The 23,161-nt window shown below is 62.5% G+C and carries 23 protein-coding genes, 1 pseudogene and 1 riboswitch; of the genes and pseudogenes, 11 read left to right on the plus strand and 13 right to left on the minus strand.

Features of this window, described 5'->3' with window-relative positions; genetic code table 11:
- Positions 1–132: 132 nt before the first annotated feature.
- The gene (locus PQR42_RS08375) at positions 133–2,643 is read left to right on the plus strand and encodes an FUSC family protein (protein WP_408212809.1); all 2,511 of its coding nucleotides are present in this window, start codon (positions 133–135) and stop codon (positions 2,641–2,643) included.
- A 133-nt stretch (positions 2,644–2,776) separates the two neighbouring features.
- Here PQR42_RS08375 and PQR42_RS08380 read toward each other — a convergent pair whose 3' ends face one another.
- Both PQR42_RS08380 and PQR42_RS08385 read right to left on the minus strand, forming a co-directional pair.
- Positions 2,777–2,989, minus strand: coding sequence for a hypothetical protein (locus PQR42_RS08380; protein WP_408386401.1), 213 nt, complete (start codon positions 2,987–2,989; stop codon positions 2,777–2,779).
- Between the two features lie 205 nt (positions 2,990–3,194).
- On the minus strand, positions 3,195–3,668 hold the full coding sequence (locus PQR42_RS08385; RefSeq protein ID WP_408212806.1) for an Lrp/AsnC family transcriptional regulator: 474 nt from the start codon (positions 3,666–3,668) through the stop codon (positions 3,195–3,197).
- A gap of 138 nt (positions 3,669–3,806) precedes the next feature.
- Between PQR42_RS08385 and PQR42_RS08390 the strand changes: the two genes are divergently transcribed.
- Complete coding sequence (locus PQR42_RS08390; protein WP_408386399.1) at positions 3,807–4,475, plus strand: cysteine dioxygenase family protein; 669 nt, start codon at positions 3,807–3,809, stop codon at positions 4,473–4,475.
- Between the two features lie 46 nt (positions 4,476–4,521).
- Here the strand turns inward: PQR42_RS08390 and PQR42_RS08395 are convergent, their stop codons facing one another.
- The 5 genes from PQR42_RS08395 to PQR42_RS08415 all read right to left on the minus strand — a co-directional run bounded on the left by PQR42_RS08395 (position 4,522) and on the right by PQR42_RS08415 (position 9,621).
- Positions 4,522–7,146: a mechanosensitive ion channel domain-containing protein gene (locus tag PQR42_RS08395; protein ID WP_408386397.1), complete on the minus strand. Its 2,625-nt coding sequence runs from the start codon at positions 7,144–7,146 to the stop codon at positions 4,522–4,524.
- A 178-nt stretch (positions 7,147–7,324) separates the two neighbouring features.
- Positions 7,325–7,972, minus strand: a complete 648-nt coding sequence (locus PQR42_RS08400) for an NAD(P)-dependent oxidoreductase (RefSeq protein ID WP_408175782.1) — start codon at positions 7,970–7,972, stop codon at positions 7,325–7,327.
- Between the two features lie 144 nt (positions 7,973–8,116).
- Entirely contained in the window at positions 8,117–8,572 is a 456-nt protein-coding gene (locus PQR42_RS08405; RefSeq protein WP_408386395.1) for an Rrf2 family transcriptional regulator, read from the minus strand.
- An 87-nt stretch (positions 8,573–8,659) separates the two neighbouring features.
- Complete coding sequence (locus tag PQR42_RS08410; protein WP_408386393.1) at positions 8,660–9,133, minus strand: BCAL1086 family glycoprotein; 474 nt, start codon at positions 9,131–9,133, stop codon at positions 8,660–8,662.
- The gene (locus PQR42_RS08415; RefSeq protein ID WP_408386391.1) at positions 9,130–9,621 is read right to left on the minus strand and encodes a GNAT family N-acetyltransferase; all 492 of its coding nucleotides are present in this window, start codon (positions 9,619–9,621) and stop codon (positions 9,130–9,132) included. Before PQR42_RS08415 ends, PQR42_RS08410 begins: the two co-directional genes overlap by 4 nt.
- A gap of 120 nt (positions 9,622–9,741) precedes the next feature.
- On the opposite strand from PQR42_RS08415, the gene PQR42_RS08420 reads away from it, so the two are divergent.
- Together PQR42_RS08420 and PQR42_RS08425 are read left to right on the plus strand one after the other, a co-directional pair.
- On the plus strand, positions 9,742–10,323 hold the full coding sequence (locus PQR42_RS08420; protein WP_408212767.1) for a DJ-1/PfpI family protein: 582 nt from the start codon (positions 9,742–9,744) through the stop codon (positions 10,321–10,323).
- Positions 10,324–10,449: 126 nt separating this feature from the next.
- A complete protein-coding gene (locus PQR42_RS08425) occupies positions 10,450–10,773 on the plus strand; it encodes a hypothetical protein (RefSeq protein ID WP_408212764.1) in 324 nt (107 codons plus the stop codon).
- Positions 10,774–10,776: 3 nt separating this feature from the next.
- Here the strand turns inward: PQR42_RS08425 and PQR42_RS08430 are convergent, their stop codons facing one another.
- Entirely contained in the window at positions 10,777–12,522 is a 1,746-nt protein-coding gene (locus PQR42_RS08430) for a sensor histidine kinase (RefSeq protein ID WP_408386389.1), read from the minus strand.
- Positions 12,523–12,925: 403 nt separating this feature from the next.
- On the opposite strand from PQR42_RS08430, the gene PQR42_RS08435 reads away from it, so the two are divergent.
- Together PQR42_RS08435 and crcB are read left to right on the plus strand one after the other, a co-directional pair.
- Complete coding sequence (locus tag PQR42_RS08435; RefSeq protein WP_408212759.1) at positions 12,926–14,113, plus strand: ammonium transporter; 1,188 nt, start codon at positions 12,926–12,928, stop codon at positions 14,111–14,113.
- A 143-nt stretch (positions 14,114–14,256) separates the two neighbouring features.
- A riboswitch (Fluoride riboswitch) is annotated at positions 14,257–14,318 on the plus strand.
- 78 nt (positions 14,319–14,396) lie between these two features.
- Positions 14,397–14,777 carry a fluoride efflux transporter CrcB gene (gene crcB, locus PQR42_RS08440; RefSeq protein WP_132374975.1) on the plus strand — a complete coding sequence of 127 codons (381 nt, stop codon included), beginning with the start codon at positions 14,397–14,399 and terminating at the stop codon, positions 14,775–14,777.
- Positions 14,778–14,831: 54 nt separating this feature from the next.
- On the opposite strand, the gene PQR42_RS08445 is transcribed toward crcB, so the two are convergent.
- The 3 genes from PQR42_RS08445 to PQR42_RS08455 form a co-directional block, all read right to left on the minus strand.
- On the minus strand, positions 14,832–15,782 hold the full coding sequence (locus tag PQR42_RS08445; protein ID WP_408212755.1) for a GGDEF domain-containing protein: 951 nt from the start codon (positions 15,780–15,782) through the stop codon (positions 14,832–14,834).
- Between the two features lie 149 nt (positions 15,783–15,931).
- Positions 15,932–16,354, minus strand: coding sequence for a tautomerase family protein (locus PQR42_RS08450; protein ID WP_408386387.1), 423 nt, complete (start codon positions 16,352–16,354; stop codon positions 15,932–15,934).
- Between the two features lie 15 nt (positions 16,355–16,369).
- Positions 16,370–17,494 (minus strand): aminotransferase class I/II-fold pyridoxal phosphate-dependent enzyme, encoded by a 1,125-nt coding sequence (locus PQR42_RS08455; protein WP_408386385.1) that lies wholly within the window; start codon positions 17,492–17,494, stop codon positions 16,370–16,372.
- A gap of 300 nt (positions 17,495–17,794) precedes the next feature.
- Between PQR42_RS08455 and gcvA the strand changes: the two genes are divergently transcribed.
- Positions 17,795–18,679 (plus strand): transcriptional regulator GcvA, encoded by an 885-nt coding sequence (gene gcvA / locus PQR42_RS08460; protein WP_408386383.1) that lies wholly within the window; start codon positions 17,795–17,797, stop codon positions 18,677–18,679.
- Between the two features lie 161 nt (positions 18,680–18,840).
- Here gcvA and PQR42_RS08465 read toward each other — a convergent pair whose 3' ends face one another.
- Positions 18,841–19,566 carry a haloacid dehalogenase type II gene (locus PQR42_RS08465; protein ID WP_408212744.1) on the minus strand — a complete coding sequence of 242 codons (726 nt, stop codon included), beginning with the start codon at positions 19,564–19,566 and terminating at the stop codon, positions 18,841–18,843.
- Between the two features lie 200 nt (positions 19,567–19,766).
- Here PQR42_RS08465 and PQR42_RS08470 point away from each other — a divergent pair, with 200 nt between their 5' ends.
- From PQR42_RS08470 to PQR42_RS08485, 4 genes and pseudogenes are all read left to right on the plus strand, one after another.
- On the plus strand, positions 19,767–20,030 hold the full coding sequence (locus PQR42_RS08470; protein WP_132374980.1) for a PepSY domain-containing protein: 264 nt from the start codon (positions 19,767–19,769) through the stop codon (positions 20,028–20,030).
- A gap of 15 nt (positions 20,031–20,045) precedes the next feature.
- The gene (locus PQR42_RS08475; protein ID WP_408386381.1) at positions 20,046–20,567 is read left to right on the plus strand and encodes a cytochrome b/b6 domain-containing protein; all 522 of its coding nucleotides are present in this window, start codon (positions 20,046–20,048) and stop codon (positions 20,565–20,567) included.
- Between the two features lie 433 nt (positions 20,568–21,000).
- Positions 21,001–22,353 carry a dicarboxylate/amino acid:cation symporter gene (locus tag PQR42_RS08480; RefSeq protein WP_408386379.1) on the plus strand — a complete coding sequence of 451 codons (1,353 nt, stop codon included), beginning with the start codon at positions 21,001–21,003 and terminating at the stop codon, positions 22,351–22,353.
- A gap of 85 nt (positions 22,354–22,438) precedes the next feature.
- Positions 22,439–22,626, plus strand: a pseudogene (locus tag PQR42_RS08485) (LysR family transcriptional regulator); the annotation flags it as partial.
- 86 nt (positions 22,627–22,712) lie between these two features.
- Here the strand turns inward: PQR42_RS08485 and PQR42_RS08490 are convergent.
- Positions 22,713–23,144, minus strand: a complete 432-nt coding sequence (locus tag PQR42_RS08490; protein ID WP_408212735.1) for a tautomerase family protein — start codon at positions 23,142–23,144, stop codon at positions 22,713–22,715.
- Positions 23,145–23,161: the final 17 nt, after the last annotated feature.

Below are 23,161 nucleotides of genomic sequence, written 5' to 3' on the forward strand. Positions count from 1 at the left end.
AAACGCATCCCCAGGGCAGAACCTGGCCGAACGGACGAGGTCAGATCAGCCATAAAATCAGTTAGACTCGACGGCAGTTCGGGTCTGCCCCTTCAACCGCGGTTTTCTCAGTGAATGGAATCCAGGCAGTCGATGCGCTATTCGGTTGAAATAAAAAAATTCCTCTACAGCCAGTACTTTTATGGCGGCCTGCGCATCGCAGTCGGCGTGTCGTTACCGGCGGTACTGTGTCTGATCGTGTTTCACGATCGCGAGCTCGGCTTCACGATCGCGACCGGCGCGCTCGGCGCGTGCGTCGTGGATATGCCGGGCCCGCTCAAGTACAAGCACAACGAAATGCTGGCGTGCACGGTGATCGGCTTCCTGTCCGCGCTCGCCACCGGGCTCGCCACGGTGAATGCGGTGGCGCTGTGGTGCACGGTCGTGCCGCTCACCTTCCTGCTGTCCTTGATCGTCGTGTACGGCAACCGCTGGCCGCAGATCAGCTTTGCCACGCTGTTCATGATGATCATGACGCTGGAAGAGCGCTTCACGCCGATGCAGGCGCTCGTCAACGCGTCGTGGATTCTGGTGGGCGGCCTCTGGTACACCTACTGGTCGACCTTCGTGAGCCGCTGGATGATGCATCGCATCGAACAGCAGGCGCTGGCCGAGAGCGTGTTCGCGTGCGCCGACTATCTGCTGGCGCGCGCCGAGTTCTACGACCTCGACAACGATCTCGACGAGTGTTATCGCAATCTGGTCGACAAGCAGATCACCGCGGTGGATCGGCAGGACGCCGCGCGCGACATCGTGCTGCGCAATCTGCCCAAGTTCAAGAGCGGCAAGCTCGAACCGCGCCGCGCCATGCTGTTCAATCTGTTCATCAACACGGTCGATCTGCATGAACTGTTCGTCGGCGCGCATACCGATTACCCGCTGGTGCGCAACACGTTTGGCGGCTCCGATCTGCTGGTGTTCTACCGCGATCTGATTCGCAAGGCGGCCGCCGATCTCGAGGAGATCGGGCTTGCGGTGCTGCAAAACCATGCGCCGCGTGGGCGCGTGAACGTCAAGGCGGAATTGCGCGCCATCGAGTTCGAAATCGAGCTGATGCGCAAGCAGGATCTGCCCGCAAAAAACCACGAGGCTTATTCGGCAATCTCGTCGACTTTCCGGCGCGTCTGGAGCGCCACACGCCTGATCGACAAGATGCGCAAGAGTCTCTCGAGCGAACCGAGCACGAGCGAGACCGAATTGCGCCTCGACCAGGCGCTCACGCGCTTCGTGTCGAGCCGGCGCGTGCCGTTCGGGCAGATCTTCTCGAACCTGACGATGGCCTCGCCGAGCTTCCGTCATGCGTTGCGCGTGACGATCGCTGTCGCCGTGGGCTTCTGGCTCGGGCGCCTGCTGCCGCTCACCAACGCCTACTGGATCGTGATGACCACGGTCATCATTCTGAAGCCCGGCTACTCGCTCACCAAACAGCGCAACGGGCAGCGGATCGTGGGCACGCTGATCGGCTGCGCGGCGAGTATCGCGCTGATGATCTTCGTCAAGGAACCGCACATCCTGCTGGTGGTGATGTTCGCGTCGATGGTCATGAGCTACAGCCTGCTGCTGTTCAATTACACGGCGAGCGTGGTGTTCACCTCGTCGTATGTGCTGCTGATGTTCCATCTGCTCGCGCCGGGCAGCATGCGCATCATCGGCGAACGCGCGATCGATACCGTGGTGGGCTGCGCGATCGCGATCGCGGCAAGCCACCTGTTCCCGTACTGGGAATATCGTTTGATGGGCAAGCTCGTCAACAACATGATCAACGCGACGCGCCAGTATCTGGAAGCAAGCTGGTGGTGGAGCGGCAAGCCGGCCGCAGCGGTGGTGGCCACCGTGACCGAGGCCGGCGCGCGTGCCCCGGCGGCCGCGATGGCTGATCCGGCGATCGACTTTGCCAAGCCGGTGTTGGCGACGGTCAATGGGGGTGCAGGTGGTAGTGCAAGCAGCGTTGCGAGCGGCAGCGCAAACGCCGCGCCCCCCCTGGCCACCGGCGCAACAACGAAACCCCTTGCCGACGCAGGCGCAAGCGCGGGCACGACCACGGTCGGCAACCCGACCGCCAAGCCGGCCTCGGGCGCCTCCGCTGCCGCCGCAGCGGCGGCGACTGCGCTCGATCGTGATTACCGCTACCGGCTCGCCCGCAAAAATGTACACGTGGCGTTCGCCAATCTGGGCCAGGCATTTCAGCGCATGATGCTCGAACCGAAGTCAGCGCAGAAGTTCGTGCCGGAACTGAACGGCCTGCTGGTGCGCAGCCATGTGCTCGCCTCGCAGATCACCGCGGCCGCGCCGCTCTTGCGCACTTCGGCGCAACAGCAGATCGACGGCGTCTCGCTACAGCCGCTGCAACGCGCGCTGAGCGTCGTGCGCGACAATCTCACCGAAGCTGAGACCGGCACCGCGCCGGCCGCCGATCAGAGCGAGCAGATCAAACTGCTGGGCCGCGAACTCGATGCGATGGTGGTCGAAACGGAGAAGTCGCCGGACTATTCGGCGGATGCCGTGCATGACATGAAATTGCTTGCGCATCAATGCAAGCAGATGCTGTCGGCGGCGGCGCAGATTCGCAAGGATGCGAGCGTGATTCGCCTGCCGGACGAGTGAAACGGCGTGGGCCGACATTGCGTCTGGCGCGGTCGGTGTGCCTTTAGCTTTCTGGATGTATTGGCCTTCAGCATTGCGGCGAGCGTCTCGCCGGCACATCAAGCGCGATGCTCGAACTGACGTGCGCGCTGTCTTACTGAGCCACGCCGCTAGCCGGCTTCGCGGCAGTGGCCGCTGCCGCCGCCGCATCGGACGAAATCGACGGCGCCGGCGCATTCTGGCTGTCGAAATCGTGCTTTTCCTTGATGGCGTTATAGAAGAGCGTGGCGATCACCAGCAGTACCGCGACCACGATGAAGACAGCAATGCCAAAGGTCGGGTTCTTCTTGCGCGGCGGTTTGTTCATGAGGCGGGCTCGGTTCGCGAGGCAGTCGCGGATGGTGTCTGGGAACGCGGCATTCTACGCCCACTGAGCTTGCACACGGCTTGCAATGGGCGCGCTCACTGGCATGGACGCGCGAGCTTGCCGGAAAGCTTCAACGGCTGACCAGGGCGCGCCGTACGGTTCGCTGTCTGAAGAACAACAAACGACGCACCCGCCGCCTTTCCACCTACCTGATCACAGCCGGCCTGACCGGCAGCGCCGTCGAATACTTGATCTGCTCCATCGCAAAACTCGAACTCACGTCGTACAGCGGCACGGCGGCGATCAACAGCTTGTAGACGCGGTCGTAGTCGTCGATATCGGATACCACCACACGCAGCAGGTAATCGGTTTCGCCGCTCATCCGGTACACCTCCACCACCTCCGGAATCTCCTGCACCGCGCGCGTAAAGGTTCGCGCCCACTCCTCCGTGTGCTGGTTGGTGCGTACCGCGACGAACACCGTCGTGCCCACGCCGAGTTTGCGCGCGTCGCAAAGCGCGACCTGCGCGCGGATCACGCCCGCCTCTTTCAGGCGCTGCAGCCGCTTCCAGCAAGGCGTTTGCGACAGATTCACGCGTTGCGCCAGTTCGGCGATCGGCATGGTCGCGTCCTCCTGCAGCAACTCCAGCAGCTTCCGGTCGATGATATCCATTCCCATCATGACACCCCCATAGGAAATTATTCTACTTTTCAGATTCCACGGGGAATTATATGGAAACTCTTTCTCCAGGCAAACCGGTATAAATATCGCTATCCGAAAATAACCGATAAGCGGCGCTGCCGCTGCCCAACGATCATGAGTCAAGACCTCCGTCCAGCTTCTCTCGAACGTCTCGCGGTCCAACACGTACAGCCCGCCAGAACGGTCCAGGCGGCCTTGCACGAACAGGCGGACATGCTGTTGCATGCCGGTCGCAACACGCCGCTCACGCGCCTGTGCGATGCCCTGGATGCGATATTCGAAGCCTGCGCCCATTTCCCAGAACCGTCGAATTCGACCTTCTTTGCCCGCAGCATGCGCATTGCGCTCGCCGACGCCGCGGCGAACCCCGATTTGCTGACGGCGGCGCAGCGCGAGGGCTCGGTGCAGACGTACCGGCGCCATCTGCTGGCTGCCGATCCGCACGGCCGTTATGCGATCGCCGCGCTGGTGTGGCTACCGCAACAGGCGAGCCCCGTGCACGCGCATCACACGTGGTGCGGCTACGCGGTGGTGGATGGCGCGCTGAGCGAGACGGTATTCGAATGGAACGGCGCGCAGCATTGTGCGAGCGCCATGCGCACGCAAGCGCGCAAGGCGGGCGCGGTGTCGTTCGTGCGAGGCGGCCGCGGCGGGATTCATCAGTTGGGTAATCGCAGCGATGCACCTGCCGTCTCGCTGCATATTTACGGTGTCACGGGCGCGCGGATCGCGACGCACGTCAACGACATCGTGCACACGGCGGATGCCCAGGCGCTGGCCTGAAGCGACACGCGGCGCGGGCGTCCGGCGCACCCGCGCCCGGCAGCGATCAACTCTTCCCGCCCGCCTCGCCTGCCGTCGGAATCTGCGGTGGAATCGGCGCGGTTTGCCCGGTCGGCGGCGGCGCCGGCCGCGGTTCATGCGACACATCGCGCGCCACGGCGAGCGGCGCATGCACCGCCCGCGCCGCCGACGCCGCCCCGGTCTGCGCATGCTCATGCGGGTGCGGAGCGAATTCCGACACCTCGTCGTCCTGCAAAGGCTGCCCGTCGCTGTCCTTCGACGACGTGTACACACGCATCTGCGGCACCGGAATCTCGATGCCCGCTTCGTCCATCTTGCGCTTCAGACGCAGATTGAAGGCGCGCGCCACGCTCCACTGCTGCAACGGCCGCGTCTTGATCTGCCCTTTCACGACCATCCAGTTCGGATCGAAACGGTCCAACCCCCACACCTCGATCGGTCCGAGCATCTCGCGGCGGTAACGGAAGTCGGCCATCAGATCGGCGCCGACTTCGCGGATCAGTTGCGTGATCTGATCGACGTCGGTGGAGAACGACATGCGCACTTCGAACACCGCATAGGCGAAGTCGCGCGACAGGTTCTTGACGATCTTGATCTGCGAAAACGGAATCGCGTGAATCGCGCCCTGACCGTCGCGCAGCCGCACGGTGCGGATCGACAGATGCTCGACCGTGCCCGCATGGCCGCCGTCCACGTCGATCCAGTCGCCCACCGAAATCGTATCTTCAATGATGATGAACAGCCCCGTGATCAGGTCCGTCACGAGCGACTGCGCGCCGAAGCCGATCGCGAGGCCGATCACGCCGGCGCCGGCCAGCAGCGGCGTGACATTGATGCCGAGATTGGCCGCCGTGACGATGCCGGCAATCGTCATGATCGAGACCAGCAGCACATTGCGCACCAGCGGCAGCATCGTGCGGGCGCGCATGCTCGGCGCGCGCGCCTTGTTGCGCGGCCCGGCCGGATTGAGCGCCTCGGTGATCGCTGTATCGACCAGAATCCACAGCAACCAGGCAATGAATACAGTGGCGACGATCGCCGTCACCGCATGCGCGATACCGCGCGCCGCCACGTTTTCCTCGATCACCGCGGCGAGCGACACGCCCCACAAACGCGCCGCAAGCTCGAAGAAGAACAGCCAGATGAAAAGCGTCACCAGCGTGCCGAAAAAGCGCAGCAAGCGCGTGAGATACGGCGAGCGGCGACGCGCGCGCGCACTGCGCGGACGCGTCAGGCGCAACACGATGGCCGACAGGAAGAACGCCAGCACCAGCAGGGCCGCGGTCACCACCGAAATCTGCAGCACGTTTTCGCTCGAGCCCGAACCGCCGAGCGTGGCGACCACCGAGGCGGTGGCCAGCACCAGCACGGGCACGTGCCACAGGGCGGCGAGCACGTCGAAGGCGTCGGTCGCGGCCTTGTGATTGGTGCGCTGCTCGTAAGGCCGGTTGCGGATCAGATGCGCGACCGGCCGGCGAAACGCGAGCGCGAAATAGCCGGTGAGGACGGCGGCCGTCATATTGGCCGCGGTCGAAATCAGCGCGGCGAGGTTCGAGCCGAGTTGATGCGCGACGTCGTAATTGACGGCGGCGTCGCCGAGCGCGCCGCACACGCCGACCACGAACAGCACGCGCCGCGCATGATCGATCAGCAGGCGCACCGCAATCCGCCGATGCCCCGAGCCGAACAGCGAAAACATGATCAGACAGATCGCCGAAAACACCGCGCCCGCAACGATCGCATACGCGACCACCATGCCGAGCGTGCGGCCGAGCGCGTCGGGCATCGCGCGCACGAACAATAGCGCGGCGAGGAAGGCGATGATCCAGGGTCCGACGCGGCGCAGCGCGAAGATCAGCAGTTCGCGCGTGGTGGGATTCGGCTGGAGTCCCATGACGATGCCAAAGCGCCGGTACAGCCGGTGCTGCACATAGATCAGCGCGCCGGCGCACGCACCCCAGCCGGCCAGCATCGCGAACATGGAGAACAGAATGCGGCCGAAGCTCTCGTGCCCCTGCCCCGAAATGATCGTGTAGAGCTCATTGCCGGCCGCGTTGAAGCGGCCGCCCCAATAGCGGACCGGCGTGCGGCCCTGATGCACGTCGGATTCGAACGACGCGATACCCGACGCGATCGCGCCGAGCAAGCCGGGGCTCGGCTGCGCGGGTGCGGGCGGCGCGACGTTTTGCGAGACGTCGCGCAATTTTTTGAGCTGGGCGACGAGCGCGGTGCGCTGGCGGTCGTTGTCGAGCGTGGAGATCACACTGTCGAGCGAGCGCGCCAGTTCCGCCTGACTCGCCGGCGACGGCGCGGACGCCGCCTCCGCCGCCGAAGCGCCCGAGGCCGAAGACGCGGGCGTCGCCGTCACCGTCGCGCTGTTGATCAGGCTCTGCAGGGCCGGGATGACCGGCGTGCCAGTGGCCGCGCCGGCTGCACGCGCGTTCGCAGGCAATAAGCCGACACACAGGATCAGCGCGACAAAGACCGCGGCCGCCCATGCGCCGAACCGCGCGGCGAGTTGCGGGCGCGCGGCGCGACGGGTGTCGCATGCGGCACGGTCGGAAGAAAAACGAAAGGCGGCGTGGGTCGCCGGCTGCCCGCCGTTGGACGGCGCAGCCTCGGACTCACGCCGCAACGGGCATGACTGCATGGCAATCCGTAAGAAAACGGGAGACGCCAGTGTATCCGCAGTTTTATCGGGAGCGACCGAACTTGCGTAACCGAATGTTAGGACGCTTGCGCGGGCTCAAGCGTTGTGAGGACCGCGCGCGGGTCCTGACGCCGCGCTTGCAGCTCCCGCCCGCAGTGCGTTCAGCCTCGTTTCACGCTCAATAAGCGACCGTGGCGATCTGACGGATGAAATGGCCCTGCTCCAGTTCATCGACGAAGGCAATGGCGTAATCTTCGGCGGAAATGCGGCTATTGCCCTCCGCGTCGGCCAGCAGCGTGTTCGCGCCCGTGCGAAATTTGCCGGTGCGTTCGCCCGGCGCGATGATCGCGGCCGGCGCGAAGCAAGTCCAGTCGAGGTCGGTCACGCCGCGGTAGTAGTCGAATACCTTCCGATGCGCGAGCGCGATCGGCTTGTAGGCGTCCGGAAAGCCTTCCGTATCGACCAGTTGCTTGCCCGGCGCCACTTCGAGCGAACCCGCGCCGCCCACCACGACGAGGCGCTTCAGGCCCGCCGCGCGTACGCCTTCGACGAGCGCGTGAGTCGCCTTGTCGAGCGCCGCGAGATCGTCTTGCGGCGGCGCATAGGCGCTTGCCACCACGTCGTGGCCGCGCACCGCGGCGCCGACGCTCGCGGCGTCGAGCAGATCGGCTTGCGCCGCTTTCAGGTTCGCCACGTCGGTCGGCACGCGCGCCGGATTGCGCGCCAGCGCCGTCACCTGATGCCCGCGGCGGGCTGCTTCGGCGGCGATCCGCGAACCAATCATGCCGGTGGCGCCGAACAACGCGATCTTCAACTGTTTGCTCATTTTCACTGCTCCTGTCGTTAGCATATATGTAACCATATCGATTACATATAACGCGGAAAAAAGAGGGGCTTGAGCCCCCGTTCGTTGAGAGGCGCGTGTTGCGATCGACCACCACGCGCCCTTCCGTACTGCTTTTTTGCTACGTCACCCGTGCGAGCGCTTCTTGCGTTCGCGCAGTTTCTCGGCACGCACCACGTCAGCCGTGGCGTCGGCCAGTGTGCGCGCGCCGAGCGAGGCCTCCATGGCCTGCTGCGCTTCGTCGATGATCCCGCGCAGAACACCCTGAATATTGCGCCCGACCATGCACGCCGGATTCGGCTCCTCGCGATGCAACGCGAATAGCTGCGCGTCGTCTACCGCACGATACACCTCGAGCAGCGTGATCTGCTCAGGCGCCCGGGCCAGCAGCGCGCCGCCGCCCGCGCCGAGCTGCGAGGTGGTCAGGCCCGCCTCCGCCAGCATGCTCAGAAGCCGCCGGATCAGCGCGGGATTGGTATTCACGCTGCCCGCGATCGTGTCCGACGAAAGCGGCGCGCCCTCCTGCAACGACAGCAGCGCGAGCACATGCACCGCGAATGCAAACCGGCTACTCGTGTTCACAGCAAACCCGCCCGGCGACGACAATGTGTAACCATAGTAATTACATTTAATCCGACTGTCAAACGACAAGGCGATCCGGCCGGCATGTCACTTGTCCATCTGCTTCTGTGCGTCGCCCGAATCGCCGGATGACGACGAAGCCGCCGCATTCGTCGACGACGCCGAGCTTTGCGCCGACCATTCCTGGAGCTTGCGCCCCGCCGATTCGAGGCTTTGCCCGGTCAGCGACGCGGCCTTGCCGAGTTGCGCATTGGTGGCGCTCGCCGCGCCCTGCAGATTGGCTTGCGCAGTCGAAGCCAGCGCGTTGGGGTCGATATTGATCGTGGGCGCCGACGCGGAGTCGAGATTCTGCTGCGCGGCGGACTTGGTCGCGTCGACCTGCTGGCCGACGTAGCTGGCCGCCTGATCGAGCTTCTGGCCGGCGACCTGGGCTGCGTCGTTGAGCTTGCCGGCAACCTGTCCGGCGGACGCGTCGTTCTTCTGACAGGCAGCGAGGCCGCCGAACACGACGGCCACGAAGGCGGCACGGCGCAGCAAGGATGAACGTATCGATGAAATCATGATTGAGTGTGAGCCGCGTCGAGCGGCTTCCGCATGCGAAAACGCGCCAATGATACGCCGTTGCGCTGCACGCGCTCCTCAACGAGCATCTCGAAGCCCGCTCGCTCGAAGCTGCGGCGCGCGCTAACGCTTACGTCGGCGCTGAGTTTCGTTGCGCCGGACGCGCGCGCCGCGGCTTCGAGACGCATCAGCAAGCCTGCCGCGAGGCCTTGCCGCGCATGAGCGGGCGCCACATACAGCATCTCGACGTGGTCGGCGGGATAAAGCTGTGCGAACGCAGCGGGACTGCCTTCGCGCCAAGCCACCAGCGTCACGCCGCGCGCGAGCCTCGCGGCAAAAGCCGGCACGTCGTCGGCGGCCGACGCCCATGCGTCGCGCGCCGCCGCGTCGTAGTCAGGCGCGGCAAGCGCGCTGATCGCAGCGCGAAACAGCACGGCGAGCGCTGCCTCATCTTCGGCGCGAAACGCGCGCCATTCGAATGTGTCCATTGCGTGATCCGTCGCGGTTCTGTCAAACGTAGTGGAGTAGACTGCCTGAGCTTATGAACGTCAATGACGTGAGCGTCAAAGAGCATTCGCTGTGTTCCGTTGATCAATTGGAGGCATACGATGGCGGCAAAGAAGATTCTGTTTCTGACCGGCGACTTCGCCGAGGATTATGAAACGATGGTGCCGTTTCAGGCGCTGCAGGCAATCGGCCATGTGGTCGACGCCGTCTGTCCGAACAAGAAGGCCGGCGACCGGATCAAGACCGCGATTCACGATTTCGAGGGCGATCAGACCTACACGGAAAAGCCCGGCCATCAATTCACGCTCAACGCCACCTTCGACGACGCCGACCCGCGCCAATACGACGCGCTCGCGATCGCCGGCGGCCGCGCGCCGGAGTATCTGCGGCTCAATCACAAGGTGATCGAGCTCGTGCGGCAATTCGCCGAAGCCGGCAAGCCGATCGCGGCAATCTGTCACGCCGCGCAACTGCTGGCCGCCGCCGACGTGATCCGCGGCAAGCGCATTTCCGCCTACCCGGCCTGCGCGCCCGAAGTGAAGCTGGCGGGCGGTGAATACGCCGACATTCCCGTCGACGCCGCGATCACCGACGCCAACTTCGTCACCGCGCCGGCGTGGCCCGCGCATCCCGAGTGGCTGCGCCAATTCCTCGTGCTGCTCGGCACGCGCATTGAACTCTGATCCGTCTGCCTGATCCATCGGCGGGCGCCTTCGCGCTCGCCGACGCTCCCCCAATTTGAGACTAGTCCGATAGTTCGTAGCGGAAGGCTTTCCTATAGTCGCCGGCTGACTTGGGAGTGTTTTTCAATGAAACTGACCGACTGGATCGTCATTCTCGCCGTCGTGTTGATGGCAATTGCCTTTTTCTGCGGACGCACGCCGGCCAACTGGTCGCGCGAAAACCGCGCGCGTCGTCTGGCAGGCACGCGCATGCTGGTTCAGGCCGCGTGTTCGGTATGGGCTGCGCTGCTGATCGCCGCGCGCGGCCTCTTTGCGCTGGACGGCTTGCTCGGTCTGCGCCCGGCGCCGCTGGAAGCCCTGACGGGCGTCGTGATCCTGATAGCCTGCGGCTGCTACTGGTCGATTCGCGGCAGCAAAATGCTCAAACCGCGCCGTCTCTTTACCGCGTAACGGCTACAGCGTACTGATGCCGGGCTGGGCATCGGCTGTATGCGCAGCGCCGCCACTTCCACTCTGTCGATCGCGAACTTCCACCCCCGGACGGGCATCGCGAATGGTTTGAATACTCGCCACCGCCAGTGGCGCTTGCGTGCCGACAGCCTGTTGCGCGATCCGCGCTTCAGCTTCAGGCAGCGACAGATAGAACGTCGTGCCCACGCCTTCTCTCGACTCCGCCCACACACGTCCGCCATGCCGCTCCACCACGCGGCGCACGAGCGCGAGACCGATGCCCTCGCCCGCGGCCACATTGCCGTGCAAGCGCTGAAACGCGTTGAATAGCCGCGGCAAGGCGACCGCCGGAATGCCCAGGCCGTTGTCCCTCACGTAGAAAATCCGCAGCGAGTGCACACCCGGCGGCGCCGGCGTCGTACCGATCTCGATCCTGCCTTCCCGCTGCGGGTCCAGGTAATTCACCGCGTTGCCGATCAGGTTCGCGAACACCTGTTCCAGCGCGGTGGGGTCGCCCCACACGGCGGGCAATTCATCCACGCTGACGTGAGCACGGCGCGCGCGGATCGAGCCTTGCATCGCGTCGACTACGCGCGGCACGATATCGCGCACCTCGACCTTCTGCTGCCGATACTCGACCCGGCCCACGCGCGACAGCCGCAACAGCGCGTCGATGATGTGCGAAGCGCGCAGCACCGCCGTCTGCAGATAGTGCAGCGCTTCGCCGATGTCCTCGTCGACCACCCGTTCGATGCGCTGCCGCGTCTCGGGCGCGAGCGACGACTCGCGCACCGCGGCGCGCAGTTCGTCGCACGAGCGAATCAGTTCCTTCGAGAAGCCTTGCAGGTTCACCAGCGGCGCACGCAGATCGTGCGACACGCTGTAGATGAACATTTCGTTTTCCTGGGTCTGCTGACGCAAGGTCTCGTTGATCCGCGCCAGTTCGCCGGTCCGGCGCGCAAGGTCGGCCCGGAAGCGCGCCTGGATGCGCTCGGCTTCGAGCAGGCGCCGGCTGGTCTCGTGCAAGGTCAGATCGAGGCGCGCGATTTCGTCGCGGCCGAGGCCGATCGGCGCCAGCGGTTCATTGCCCGCGAGGCGCCCGGCGTTGTCGGCGAGGACCGCGAGCCGCCCGCGCACGCCGCGCGTGAACAACCAGACAGCCAGCGCGACGAACAGCAGGGAGCCGAACACGGCCGCGACCACCAGGGTCTGCTGCTGCTCGCGGGCGGCGTCGGCGGCATTCGAACGCAGTGTGTCGAGACGCCGCTCTTCCGCCTGGAACGCCGCGAGTTGCTGACGAAAGCGGTCGAGCACATCGGCCGGCGCGAGATCGCGGAAGCGCGCGAGCACGTCGCGCCGCCGGCCCGAATGCAGCATGTCCTGGATGCGATCCGACCATTGCCGGTAAGCCTGCACCGCCTGGCGCACCTGCACCACGCGTTCGACTTGCGCCGGATTGTCAGCGACCAGTTCGGCCAGTTGATCGATGCGCCGGTCGACGTCCATCCACACCGACACCGGCGTGGCGAAACGGGCGTCGTTGGCGAGCACCGCGCCGCGCAGCGCCACCGACTCGCCCAGCACCGGCTCGAGGATCGCGGTGGTCTGGCGCAGCACTTCCTGGCTATGGATGGCCCAGCGCTCCGCCTCTGTCGCATCCGATTGCGCCTTGACCAGTCCGGACAATAGCGCCAACTCGAAGAGGGCCGGGATCGCGATCAGCAACAGCCCTTTTGTGGTCAGTCTCATGCGTGCGCATTGGAGGTCGGTGGCCCGGCGGGTCATGCTCGGGGACGGGACATTATGTCGGCGATTGTGCAGGAAAACAAAGAGTGCACGCCATCGACCAGGCATGCGCCGCCAAAGTGCACAACGGGCGCACGCAAAACGTCAGGCTTTTGAATTAAACGTAAATTAAATCGAATAATTCGCCCCGCTTTGGGTCGCGTTGTTCGCCACGCAAAACCGAATGCACATTACTTGTGCGTTTTAGTGCGATTTCCGGTGCAGACGGCGCCGGCAACTCGTTGCTCAAAATACACGTCGAATCCCATCCCGGTGCCGATTTGCACCGTGTCGACGCGTTTCGGCACAAGTTTGGCCCACTTCTTGCATTCACTGCCCGCTTTTTTGGCATACGCAGGACACATCGATGGAAAGTCTGAAAACCGGCACCGATACCCTCTTCCTTTTACTCGGCGCCGCGATGGTCCTGGCCATGCATGCAGGGTTCGCGTTCCTCGAACTCGGCACGGTACGCAAAAAGAATCAGGTCAATGCGCTGGTCAAGATTCTGGTGGACTTCTCGGTCTCGACGATCGCGTATTTCTTTATCGGCTACACGATTGCGTACGGCGTGCAGTTCCTTGGCAGCGCCGAGTCGCTGGCAGCCCACAATGGCTACGCGTTGGTGCGATTCTTCTTCCTGCTGACGTTCGCCGCCGCGATTCCGGCGATCGTGTCCGGCGGTATCGCCGAGCGCTCAAAGTTCAACCCGCAGCTCTTCGCGACGTTCGTGCTGGTCGGCTTCATCTATCCGTTCTTCGAAGGGATCGCGTGGAACGACCGGTTCGGCATCCAGGACTGGCTCGCCCACGTATTCGGCGCGCCGTTCCACGACTTCGCCGGCTCGGTCGTGGTGCATGCGTTCGGCGGCTGGGTCGCGTTGCCGGCCGTGCTGCTGCTGGGCGCGCGCCACGGGCGTTATCACCGCGACGGCGGCATTGCCGCGCATCCGCCGTCGAATATTCCGTTCCTCGCGTTGGGCGCCTGGGTGCTGGCAGTCGGCTGGTTCGGCTTTAACGTGATGAGCGCGCAGACCATCGACAAGATCAGCGGCCTCGTCGCCGTCAATTCGCTGATGGCGATGGTCGGCGGCACGCTGACCGCGTGGCTCGCGGGCCGCAACGACCCCGGGTTCACGTACAACGGGCCGCTTGCCGGACTGGTGGCGGTCTGCGCCGGCTCCGACGTGATGCATCCGCTCGGCGCGCTGGTGACGGGCGGCATTGCCGGGGTGCTGTTTGTTTATATGTTCACCTGCGTGCAAAACCGCTGGCGCATCGACGACGTGCTGGGCGTGTGGCCGCTGCACGGTTTGTGCGGCGCGTGGGGTGGTATCGCGGCAGGCATCTTCGGACTGCGCGCGCTCGGCGGCCTGGGCGGCGTTTCGTTCGGCGCGCAACTGGTGGGCACGCTGGGCGGAATCGTGGTGGCGACGCTCGGTGGCACGCTCGTGTACGGCGCGATCCGGCTGACGGTCGGGCTGAGGCTCGATCAGGAAGACGAGTACAACGGCGCCGATCTGTCGATTCACAAGATTTCGGCGACGTCGGAGTGAGGTCCGACGGGGAGCGCCGGCCGACGCTTGCGGTGCTGAATCTCGCCGGCGCCGAACACGCGGCATCCCATCGGACAGCACATGCCGGCACCCCGCCCGTGACCGCGCCGACCTGTCCCCACATGCACGCGCCGATGTTAGACTTCTGCGCTGGAGATGGCATTCTCCCTTAACCGCCCTCGTGGCTGATGATGCCTGCTTCGTCCGGATGAACGCGGAGGCGGCATCGCGCTCCTCGCTCTGCCCGGTTTGTCGACATGCCGGTTTTGCCAGGCCTCCTCCCATGTATTGGTCCATTCTCGCTGTCGGCATCGGCGGCGCGCTCGGTTCGTTATTCCGCTGGTTTCTGGGCATCCGCCTGAACGGCATCTTCAGCGGCTTGCCGCTCGGCACTTTCGCCGCCAATGTCATTGCCGGCTACGTCATCGGCGTCGCGGTCGCGGGCTTCGCGCGGGCGCCGCAGATCGCGCCCGAATGGCGGCTCTTCGTCATCACCGGCCTGATGGGCGGCCTGTCGACTTTCTCGACTTTTTCAGCCGAAGTGGTGCAACGCCTGCAGGACGGCCGGCTCGGTTGGGCTGCGGGCGAGATCGTGATTCACGTGGCCGCGTCGCTTCTGATGACCATTCTCGGCATCGCAACGGTGTCGCTGCTGTCGCGCTGAAATCGCGGCGAGCCGCGGCACTCGAGGCGCACACGCCGCCTCGCTTGGTGAAGCTCAAGCATGCCCCTGCCGGCGCGACACGACGCGGTTCCTGCCGCCGCGTTTCGCCGTATACAGCGCGCGATCCGCGCGTTCGAGCGCCGTATTGATGTCGTCGGTCAACTCCACGCAGCACACGCCCGACGAGAACGAGTAGTCGATCGACGCCACGCCGGAAATCGCCACGCGCCGGCCGATCAGACTGCAGCGGATGCGCTCGACCGCCGCCGCGGCATCGTCGACGGAGGTGCCTGGAAACACCATCAGAAACTCTTCTCCGCCAATCCGTCCGATCAGGTCCGATTGCCGCATCGCCTTGCGGGCGACCTCGGCGAAGTCGCGCAGTACGGCGTCGCCGGCGGCGTGACCGTAGGTGTCGTTGATTTTCTTGAAATGATCGAGATCGACCAGCGCGATGGCGAGCGGCACGGCGGTGCGCACGAACGCCGAAATCGCCAATTCCAGATAGGACAACGAGTGCCGGCGGTTGGCGAGGCCTGTCAGCGCGTCGGTGCGCGCCTCCTGGATGGCGCGGTCGCGCGACGCGATCAGCGCCTGCTCGCCGTGACGCAAGGTGGAGATTTCCGTACCGATCACCACAAGCCAGCCCGATTCCAGCAGCGTCTCGGTCATCCAGAACCAGCGCCCGTCGACCAGATCGGTGGCGAAAGCGCGCTGGCCGGGCTGGTTGCGCCGCCGCGTCTGGGTCTCGGCGATGAACTCCAGCGCGTCGCCGCGATCGACGCGCGCTCCGCACTGCCTGAGCACGCCGTGCAGAATGACATCGGCGAAGGTCATGTCGCGCGCGGCTGTGTCGAGCTGAAACGCTGCCCGGAACGTGCCGTTGGCGAAGTCGAGACGATCTGCCGGGTCATACACGCCGACGAGGACATGCGGACCGTCGAGCGCTCCGAACAGCGCCTGCAAACCGGCGGGATTGCCGGCAAGGTCCGGAATCGGTTTCATGTCTCGTGTTTTGTGCGGGTTTTAACAAAAAATAGCACGAAACATGTCGCACTTGAATCGAATGCGCGCTTTCTTAATATGATGATTGAGTATTGCGTCGTACGAATAACCGCGCACGTTTCGTCGTACCGTGCATTCGCGCGAGTCCACTACTGCGCGTTACCGGCCCTCGGCGTGATAGGCGGCAACAGATCCTGCGGTACTCCTCGATAGAGCGATGAATTCTCCCGTGCCGTTTCCTGGAGAACGACCATGACGTCGGCCGCGTTCAAGCCAACGCGAGTGCCGAGGTTGTGCCGAATTTGTTCGATCATGTCGTGCTTCATCGAATCAGGGCGACCCGTGCTAATCCAGATTTGCACCAACACGAAGTCGCGAGTCCGCGGCGCCGCGGAGTAGTTTGGGAAAACGGGATCAACAATGAAGTCGTCATCTTCGTACTCCTGGATTTTCTGAAAGCGATCATTGCTGGGGTAACCCGCGAAACAAAGCGCGTCCTGAATGCAGTCAGCAATAAGCCGCTTTTCCCTTGGGGTACGGCCTTTGTATAGAGATATGGTCTGAATGGGCATCGTATTCCTCTACTGCTAGATAAGGCGCAGATCGCGGCCGACGCGCTCGAAAACGCTCAGCGCAAAGTCGATATCGTCATCCGTGTGCACTGCGGATGTCTGGACGCGCAGGCGAGCCGTACCCTCGGGCACGACGGGAAACGCCAAAGCCGGAACGTAGACTCCACGTTCCTCAAGCAACTGTGAGAACACCTGTGTCTTCTCGGCGTCTCCGATCAGCACTGGAGTAATCGGGCTTTCGCTGTTCACCGTGGTGAATCCGAGCTGCGCTACGCCGCTGCGAAATTTCGCGGCAACGTAGCGCATACGTTCCAGCGACTCCAGATCCGAGCGTGCCAGCGAAACAGCGGCCGCCGCGGCGGCTGCCGCTGCCGGACTGATCGAACTGCTGAAAAGCGCCAGGCGTGCTTTCCCTTTGAGCTCCGCGATGCGCTCGTTGCTCGCGCAGATATATCCTCCTCCAACGGCGCCAAACGCCTTCGAGAGCGTCCCCGTGACATAGTCGATTTTCTCCATGCAGTCATGGAGTTCGGCACTGCCTCTGCCTGTGTTTCCTACCACTCCCGCCGCATGACTCTCATCGAGGGCGAACATGGTGTCGGAACGGGTCGTCGCCTCAAGAAGTTCAGGTAGCGGCGCGGTGTATCCCTCCATGCTAAAAACACCATCGGTAATGAACAGCTTGCGTTGCTGCTGCTCACCCGAAGACGATTGCTCCAATTCCTGCAAAAAACTCGCCACGCTACGGTGCTTCACTCTCACGACTCGCGCGCGACTTAATCGACACCCATCGATGATGCTCGCGTGATTCAACTCGTCACTGAAAATTAAATCACCCGCAGTTGTCACGGTGTCGAGTAGCGCGAGATTCGCTGCGGTACAGGAACTGAAGACCATCGCCGCATCGGCCTGATGAAATTCGACCAAGGCTTCCTCGAGTCGCCGATGCGCGTTCGTAGTTGCAAGCGGCGGATTCATCCCGGTGCCGGCGCCATATTGCCGTAAGCCCTCATGAAACGCGGCCAGCACAACGGGGTGGTTTGCCAAACCCCGGTAGTTGTTAGAGCCGAGCACGATGACCTTCTTACCATCTATCTGGGCACACCCCGATATGGGACTTTGTATCACTCTCAATGACATGGAAATTTCAACCTCCAGCACTAAACGGTGCGCCTACCTCTTCAGTTAAGCCGCGTGGATTTGCGGCGTCCGCACTCGCTCATCGGCACCCTCATTTGCATTGGTGATCGACTCCGCAAGTGGTGTCGGCAAACCGCCATTTTTCAATAGAAAAACTTATCCAACGCCAATGCAATGGCATGTGTGTCTCATCACGCTTTTGAAGCAAAAAATTTCGCGATTTCCTGGTGAAATTCTACTCGCGACAGATACCGTCACGAGTTACCATTTCTGAACGTCATTGATTAGAAAATCTTATCTATGGAAAAGCGGTTACCGCCATTGAACGGGCTCCGGGCGTTTGAGGCAGCAGCGCGTAATCTGTCACTCAAGCTGGCAGCTGACGAACTGTGTGTGACTCCCGCAGCGGTCAGTCAACTGGTGAAGGGTCTCGAGAGCTATCTTGGAGTCGCGCTGTTTATCCGTGCCAACCGGGGTATTCGTTTGACCCAGGCGGGTGTCGAATATCTACCGGCGATTCGAAACGCGTTCAAACAGATTGGCGATGCAACTCGCCGCATCGCCAAAATTGCGGAAACGGGGACGCTCACAGTCAGCGTGACACCGTCGTTCGCCTCCTACTGGCTAATTCCTCGTCTCCAAAGCTTTCACGATAAACATCGGGACATCGACCTTCGGGTGATGACCGGCAAGGAACCCGTCGACTTTACCCACGACGCGATGGACGTAGCGATCCGCCATGGCACTGCGCAGCACGGGAAGTTCTACCGCGAACGACTGTGCGCGGTGGATCTCATTCCGGTCGCCAGTCCGACCTTGATCGCGCAGTTCGGAATGCCCAAGACGGCTTCGGATCTGACGCGCTGGCCGCTTCTCCATGAGGTCGAGCGAATGAACTGGCATCTTTGGTTTCAGTCGCAATTGGTACAAGGTATGAGCCTGCCGAGCGGAACTGCGTTCGATGACTGCGGCATGATGCTAACCGCGATTGTTGCGGGACAAGGGGCCGGCCTCGTCCCTGCAGCAATGGCAGCGCCTGCCCTCGGCGACAACAGGCTGGTCAAGCTTTGGGATTTTGATTGGCCAGAGGACTATGCCTATCATCTGGTCTTGCCCGACGGAGACTATGGACCCTTGGCGAGTGCTTTTCGCGAATGGATAATCGGAGAGATTGCCAACTCATAGAGGACATCGGGGCATCGCCAGCTGCGTAAAACGCTCCACGCCGCGTCAAACGTCGAAGCGGCGTCCTGAATCTCTTCGAGTGCGAAATCGCGAACAATGAAGATCGCGCTACCGGCGCGGCGCACCAAACCGACACGAACGCCGGTGCATGACGCAGGTCGCTACTTCTGCAGCAGCGCTTCCTGGTGAGCCTTCACGAGTTCTGCCATGCTGTTGAAGCGGAAGTTCACGGCAGGTTGTTCGCCCGGGTTCATCGTCGCGCCGAAACCGGTTTGCGAATGGCGCCGATAGATCCAGCACGATGCAAGCCCAAGCGCGTTCGCGGGCTTGTGGTCGTGAAACAGACTTTCCGCAGTATGGAGAATCGTCTCCTTCCCGATACCGCGGGCACTCAGTTTGTCCAGCATGTACTCGAAGTTGCGCGGCGACGGCTTATAGGAGCCGACGTCCTCTGCGGTGATAATCGCGTCGAATTCGACCTGGAGTTTCGCGTTACTGTGCGTGAAGCTCTCATTGTCGATGTTCGACAGGATCACCAGCTTGTAGTACTTCTTCAGGTACTGCAGCGCGGCCGCCGAGTCCTCAAATGCCGGCCAGTTACGTATGGACTTGCCGTAGGCGAGGCACTCCTCGTGCGTGAAAGGCACCTGCCATTCTTCGGCCAGTCGCTTGTACACGATAGGAAGCAGTTCCTGGTAACGCCTGGCGGGCGTATAGGCCTGCTGCGACGACTCGTGACGTGCGTGTGCTTCGAGAACCTGATCCCGCGTCAGCGGCGGATTGACGCGTTCGAGCAGAGGACGCAAGCCCTCGAAGATGCCCGTTTCCCAATCGATCAGCGTGCCGTAGCAGTCGAAAGTCAGCGTATCGAAGTCGGTCAGTTTCATGGTAAATCCTCCTGTTGCCTGGTGAGCAAGACTCAGTCTATCGGGCATGCCCAGCAACCGTTACTGATGTTGCTCGCTACCCCCACTCTTCCTTGATCCACCACGCTAGTCTGCTTCCGCTCAAAGCCTACAATACGCTTGCAGTCCAATCCGGCTGCACGTAAAGTGGGCGCTCGACAAACCAGCCTATGAGGTGATGGATGCTTAAATTCCTGGCGTTATGTGTCGCATTGGGTGTTTCCGGCACGGCGTTCGCTAAAGCCGATTGCCCGGCCCATCCGAAGAGCGAGTGGATGAAGGAATCGGATGCGCGCGCTCAACTTGAAGCAGAGGGCTATAAGATCAAGAAGTTCAAGGTCGACGGCAACTGCTACGAAATCTACGGCCACAACAAAGAGGGCAAGAAGGTCGAGATCTATTACGACACCAAGACGCTTGCCGTCGTGAAGTCCGAGATCGACTAACGCCTGGCGCGCGCGATGCCCGTCAAAACCTGGGACATGGGCGTGCGGTTCACGCACTGGACCGTCGCGGGCATCGTCGTGTGGAATCTGTTCGGGCCGACTGATCAGACGCATCGGGTACTGGGATATATCGCTGCGGGTCTCGTTGCGTGGCGCATCGTGTGGGGGTTTATCGGTACGCCGTACGCGCGATTCTCCGCCTGGTGGCCGACGCCGGCGTATCTGAAAGCCTACGTGCGCTCACTGGCCGCCGGCAAACCGCTGCATCATCTGTCGCACAATCCGCTCGGCGGCCTGATGGCGATCGCACTCTGGCTGCTGATTCTCGCGCTGGCGGCAAGCGGCTGGCTGATGCGCCTCGACGCCTTCTGGGGCGAAGACTGGCCGCATAACCTTCACACGTGTCTGTCGATCGCACTGCAAGTCTGCGTGTGCGTTCATATCCTCGCGGCCGTCGCCATGAGCATCTGGACACGTGACAATCTGATCGGCTCGATGCTGACCGGCTTCAAACGCGAGCCCGTCGACAAGCGCTGACGGCTGCGAGCGCGGCCCGATGCTAACGACTGCTTTCGGACCCACTATGGACGTCGGGCCAAGCCTTACTCAATCGTGCGATTCCAGGGTGCAGCGGTCATTCACTCCCGGCCCGTTCAGGTGGCGCGCTGAATCGCGAATGCACGGGTTCGCAAATCACGCGGAATCGAACGCCGCGCCGACACAACATTTGGTCACAAAACGGTTTGCTGCGGTGCACGCTCGGGTTTGCCCGGTTGTCGCGGACGGATGCGAAGCATAGTCTTTGTAATGCTTTGGTAAGAGTTTTCGCAGGCTGCCGGGTAAGCCCAGCCGTTCTCGCGATCTGCGCAGGATGCACAGGTATCCCGACTACGCCGCACAGTTCGGCGCTGGGATGCTTGCCCGCCGTCATCTGGGTCACGACGACTGAAGTGATTGTTTGGGAGCTCAAATGGCTTCGCACAAACCGCTTTACCGATCACTTTATTTTCAGGTAATCGTCGCGATCATCGCGGGCGTTGTGTTGGGAATTTTCGCCCCGCACACTGGCGAGGCGATGAAGCCGCTCGGCGACGCCTTCATCAAACTGATCAAGATGATCATCGCCCCCATCATCTTCTGCACCGTGGTCGTCGGCATCGCCGGCATGGAAGACATGAAGAAGGTGGGCAAGACCGGGGGATTGGCGCTGCTCTACTTTGAGATCGTCAGCGCTCTCGCGCTGCTGGTCGGATTGGTGATCGTCAACCTGGTACAGCCCGGCGCCGGCATGAACGTCGACCCGAAGACGCTGGACGCGAAGGCAGTGGCTACGGTCACCAGTGGGCGGAAGATGGAGAGCACGACCGACTTCCTGATGAACATCATCCCCTCGACCGTGGTGGACGCGTTCGCCAAGGGCGAGATACTTCAGGTTCTGTTGTTCGCGCTCATGTTCGGCTTCGCGTTGCACTCGTTCGGCGGTAGAGGCACATTGATATTCGACTTTGTCGAGAAGATCTCCCATGTGTTCTTCCGCATCGTCGGCTTCATCATGAAGGCGGCGCCGATCGGCGCCTTTGGCGCGATGGCCTTTACCATCGGCAAATACGGCATCGGCAGCATGCTCTCGCTTGGGATGCTGATGCTCACGTTCTATGCGACCTGCCTGTTCTTCATCTTCGTCGTGCTAGGACTGATTGCCCGCTTCCATGGTTTCAGCGTGTGGAAGTTGATCAAGTACCTCAAGGAAGAACTGTTTATCGTTCTTGGGACCTCCTCGTCCGAAGCAGCCCTGCCTCGCGTCATGGTGAAGCTGGAGAATCTTGGCGCGAAGAAATCCGTGGTCGGACTCGTCATTCCAACCGGATACTCATTCAATCTCGATGGCACGTCGATCTACCTCACACTGGCGGCCATCTTTATCGCGCAGGCGACCAATACGCCGCTGGACCTCACGCATCAGATTACTTTGCTCGCCGTATTGCTGCTGACCTCTAAAGGCGCTGCGGGTGTGACGGGCAGCGGGTTCATCGTGCTGGCGGCAACGCTGTCCGCCGTCGGACATGTACCGGTTGCGGGTCTTGCGCTTATCCTCGGCATCGACCGCTTCATGTCCGAAGCGCGCGCGCTGACGAATTTCATCGGCAATGCTGTGGCTACGCTGGTGGTCGCCAAGTGGACCAACGAACTAGACCAACCGAGAATGCGCCGGGTCCTGGATAGCGAGACGCCGGAAGAAGCGGACGAGCCGGAAAAGGTGTTTGACCGTACGGACGAAAGGATGCCCATCGCTACGGCGGGACCGCGATCGCATAACATCTAGGGAGTTCGACAACTTGCCGCCAAGGGTCTGTGCCCGGATGTCCGGTGCCTGAGCTCAGCCTATGTTCGAATGTGCGCGCTGCCGCGCATGCGATCGACCGTTCATCGCCCACGATTTTCCCACTTGCCTGGCGCAGCAGTCGAAGCCATAGGCCTTGCCCAACTCCCTGAGCCGATGGCCGCGGAAAGGTTGCGAACGGGGAAACTGGTGCACGTGCTGGAACCGTTCGCGCCGATGATACCAGGCGTGTTTCTCTACTGTCCTGGCCGCCGGGTCGGGACAGACTACGGTGAAAGCCCGGCTTTCACCGTAGTCGATTGAGTTCAGCCTCCGAGTCGTTTCAGACGTGACTGATCGATTCAACCTTCGCTCGGCTCATATGGCGACGCCCGGTTTTCAAGCTTCCATTTCTTCTCGGCATCCGTATCAGGCCGAGGTGGTCGAATGCCGTCGATCAACCACAGTTCTCGCGGCGTTTCGCCGACATGCAACTCGTAGTGGTAGCCTCGATCCTGGACAAATGGCGCAATCGCAGCGTTCGCTTTGCGGAGCCAGGACGCCGTCCACTCGACGTCCTTGGAGATGTGTCTGGCGAATTGGTCTAATCTGATTCTGACAAAGTCGCCTCGCGACTCACCCCCCATGAAAAAGGAGTCTTTCGGCTGTTCATGAAACAGAACGCCTACGTAGAAGCGAGGAATGATGTAAATATCGGCGATTCGACTGGCCATCTCCTGCTTTTCCTCTGCCGTGTAGGCGCCGACCGGATGATAGATATTCCACAAAGGCATTTTTGTCTCCATGCATC

The organism is Paraburkholderia sediminicola (genome assembly GCF_046027355.1).
Lineage (GTDB): Bacteria > Pseudomonadota > Gammaproteobacteria > Burkholderiales > Burkholderiaceae > Paraburkholderia > Paraburkholderia sediminicola_B.

What these genes read in the sequence shown, in the direction of transcription:
- PQR42_RS08410 (WP_408386393.1), bottom strand. Translation starts at nt 9,133, where the DNA reads ATGATTTCATCGATACGTTCATCCTTGCTGCGCCGTGCCGCCTTCGTG.
- PQR42_RS08385 (WP_408212806.1), bottom strand. Translation starts at nt 3,668, where the DNA reads ATGGGAATGGATATCATCGACCGGAAGCTGCTGGAGTTGCTGCAGGAG.
- PQR42_RS08420 (WP_408212767.1), top strand. Translation starts at nt 9,742, where the DNA reads ATGGCGGCAAAGAAGATTCTGTTTCTGACCGGCGACTTCGCCGAGGAT.
- PQR42_RS08415 (WP_408386391.1), bottom strand. Translation starts at nt 9,621, where the DNA reads ATGGACACATTCGAATGGCGCGCGTTTCGCGCCGAAGATGAGGCAGCG.
- PQR42_RS08400 (WP_408175782.1), bottom strand. Translation starts at nt 7,972, where the DNA reads ATGAGCAAACAGTTGAAGATCGCGTTGTTCGGCGCCACCGGCATGATT.
- PQR42_RS08450 (WP_408386387.1), bottom strand. Translation starts at nt 16,354, where the DNA reads ATGCCCATTCAGACCATATCTCTATACAAAGGCCGTACCCCAAGGGAA.
- PQR42_RS08430 (WP_408386389.1), bottom strand. Translation starts at nt 12,522, where the DNA reads ATGAGACTGACCACAAAAGGGCTGTTGCTGATCGCGATCCCGGCCCTC.
- PQR42_RS08470 (WP_132374980.1), top strand. Translation starts at nt 19,767, where the DNA reads ATGCTTAAATTCCTGGCGTTATGTGTCGCATTGGGTGTTTCCGGCACG.
- PQR42_RS08395 (WP_408386397.1), bottom strand. Translation starts at nt 7,146, where the DNA reads ATGCAGTCATGCCCGTTGCGGCGTGAGTCCGAGGCTGCGCCGTCCAAC.
- PQR42_RS08445 (WP_408212755.1), bottom strand. Translation starts at nt 15,782, where the DNA reads ATGAAACCGATTCCGGACCTTGCCGGCAATCCCGCCGGTTTGCAGGCG.
- PQR42_RS08425 (WP_408212764.1), top strand. Translation starts at nt 10,450, where the DNA reads ATGAAACTGACCGACTGGATCGTCATTCTCGCCGTCGTGTTGATGGCA.
- PQR42_RS08475 (WP_408386381.1), top strand. Translation starts at nt 20,046, where the DNA reads ATGCCCGTCAAAACCTGGGACATGGGCGTGCGGTTCACGCACTGGACC.
- PQR42_RS08465 (WP_408212744.1), bottom strand. Translation starts at nt 19,566, where the DNA reads ATGAAACTGACCGACTTCGATACGCTGACTTTCGACTGCTACGGCACG.
- gcvA (WP_408386383.1), top strand. Translation starts at nt 17,795, where the DNA reads ATGGAAAAGCGGTTACCGCCATTGAACGGGCTCCGGGCGTTTGAGGCA.
- PQR42_RS08435 (WP_408212759.1), top strand. Translation starts at nt 12,926, where the DNA reads ATGGAAAGTCTGAAAACCGGCACCGATACCCTCTTCCTTTTACTCGGC.
- PQR42_RS08375 (WP_408212809.1), top strand. Translation starts at nt 133, where the DNA reads ATGCGCTATTCGGTTGAAATAAAAAAATTCCTCTACAGCCAGTACTTT.
- PQR42_RS08455 (WP_408386385.1), bottom strand. Translation starts at nt 17,494, where the DNA reads ATGTCATTGAGAGTGATACAAAGTCCCATATCGGGGTGTGCCCAGATA.
- PQR42_RS08390 (WP_408386399.1), top strand. Translation starts at nt 3,807, where the DNA reads ATGAGTCAAGACCTCCGTCCAGCTTCTCTCGAACGTCTCGCGGTCCAA.
- PQR42_RS08380 (WP_408386401.1), bottom strand. Translation starts at nt 2,989, where the DNA reads ATGAACAAACCGCCGCGCAAGAAGAACCCGACCTTTGGCATTGCTGTC.
- PQR42_RS08480 (WP_408386379.1), top strand. Translation starts at nt 21,001, where the DNA reads ATGGCTTCGCACAAACCGCTTTACCGATCACTTTATTTTCAGGTAATC.
- crcB (WP_132374975.1), top strand. Translation starts at nt 14,397, where the DNA reads ATGTATTGGTCCATTCTCGCTGTCGGCATCGGCGGCGCGCTCGGTTCG.
- PQR42_RS08490 (WP_408212735.1), bottom strand. Translation starts at nt 23,144, where the DNA reads ATGCCTTTGTGGAATATCTATCATCCGGTCGGCGCCTACACGGCAGAG.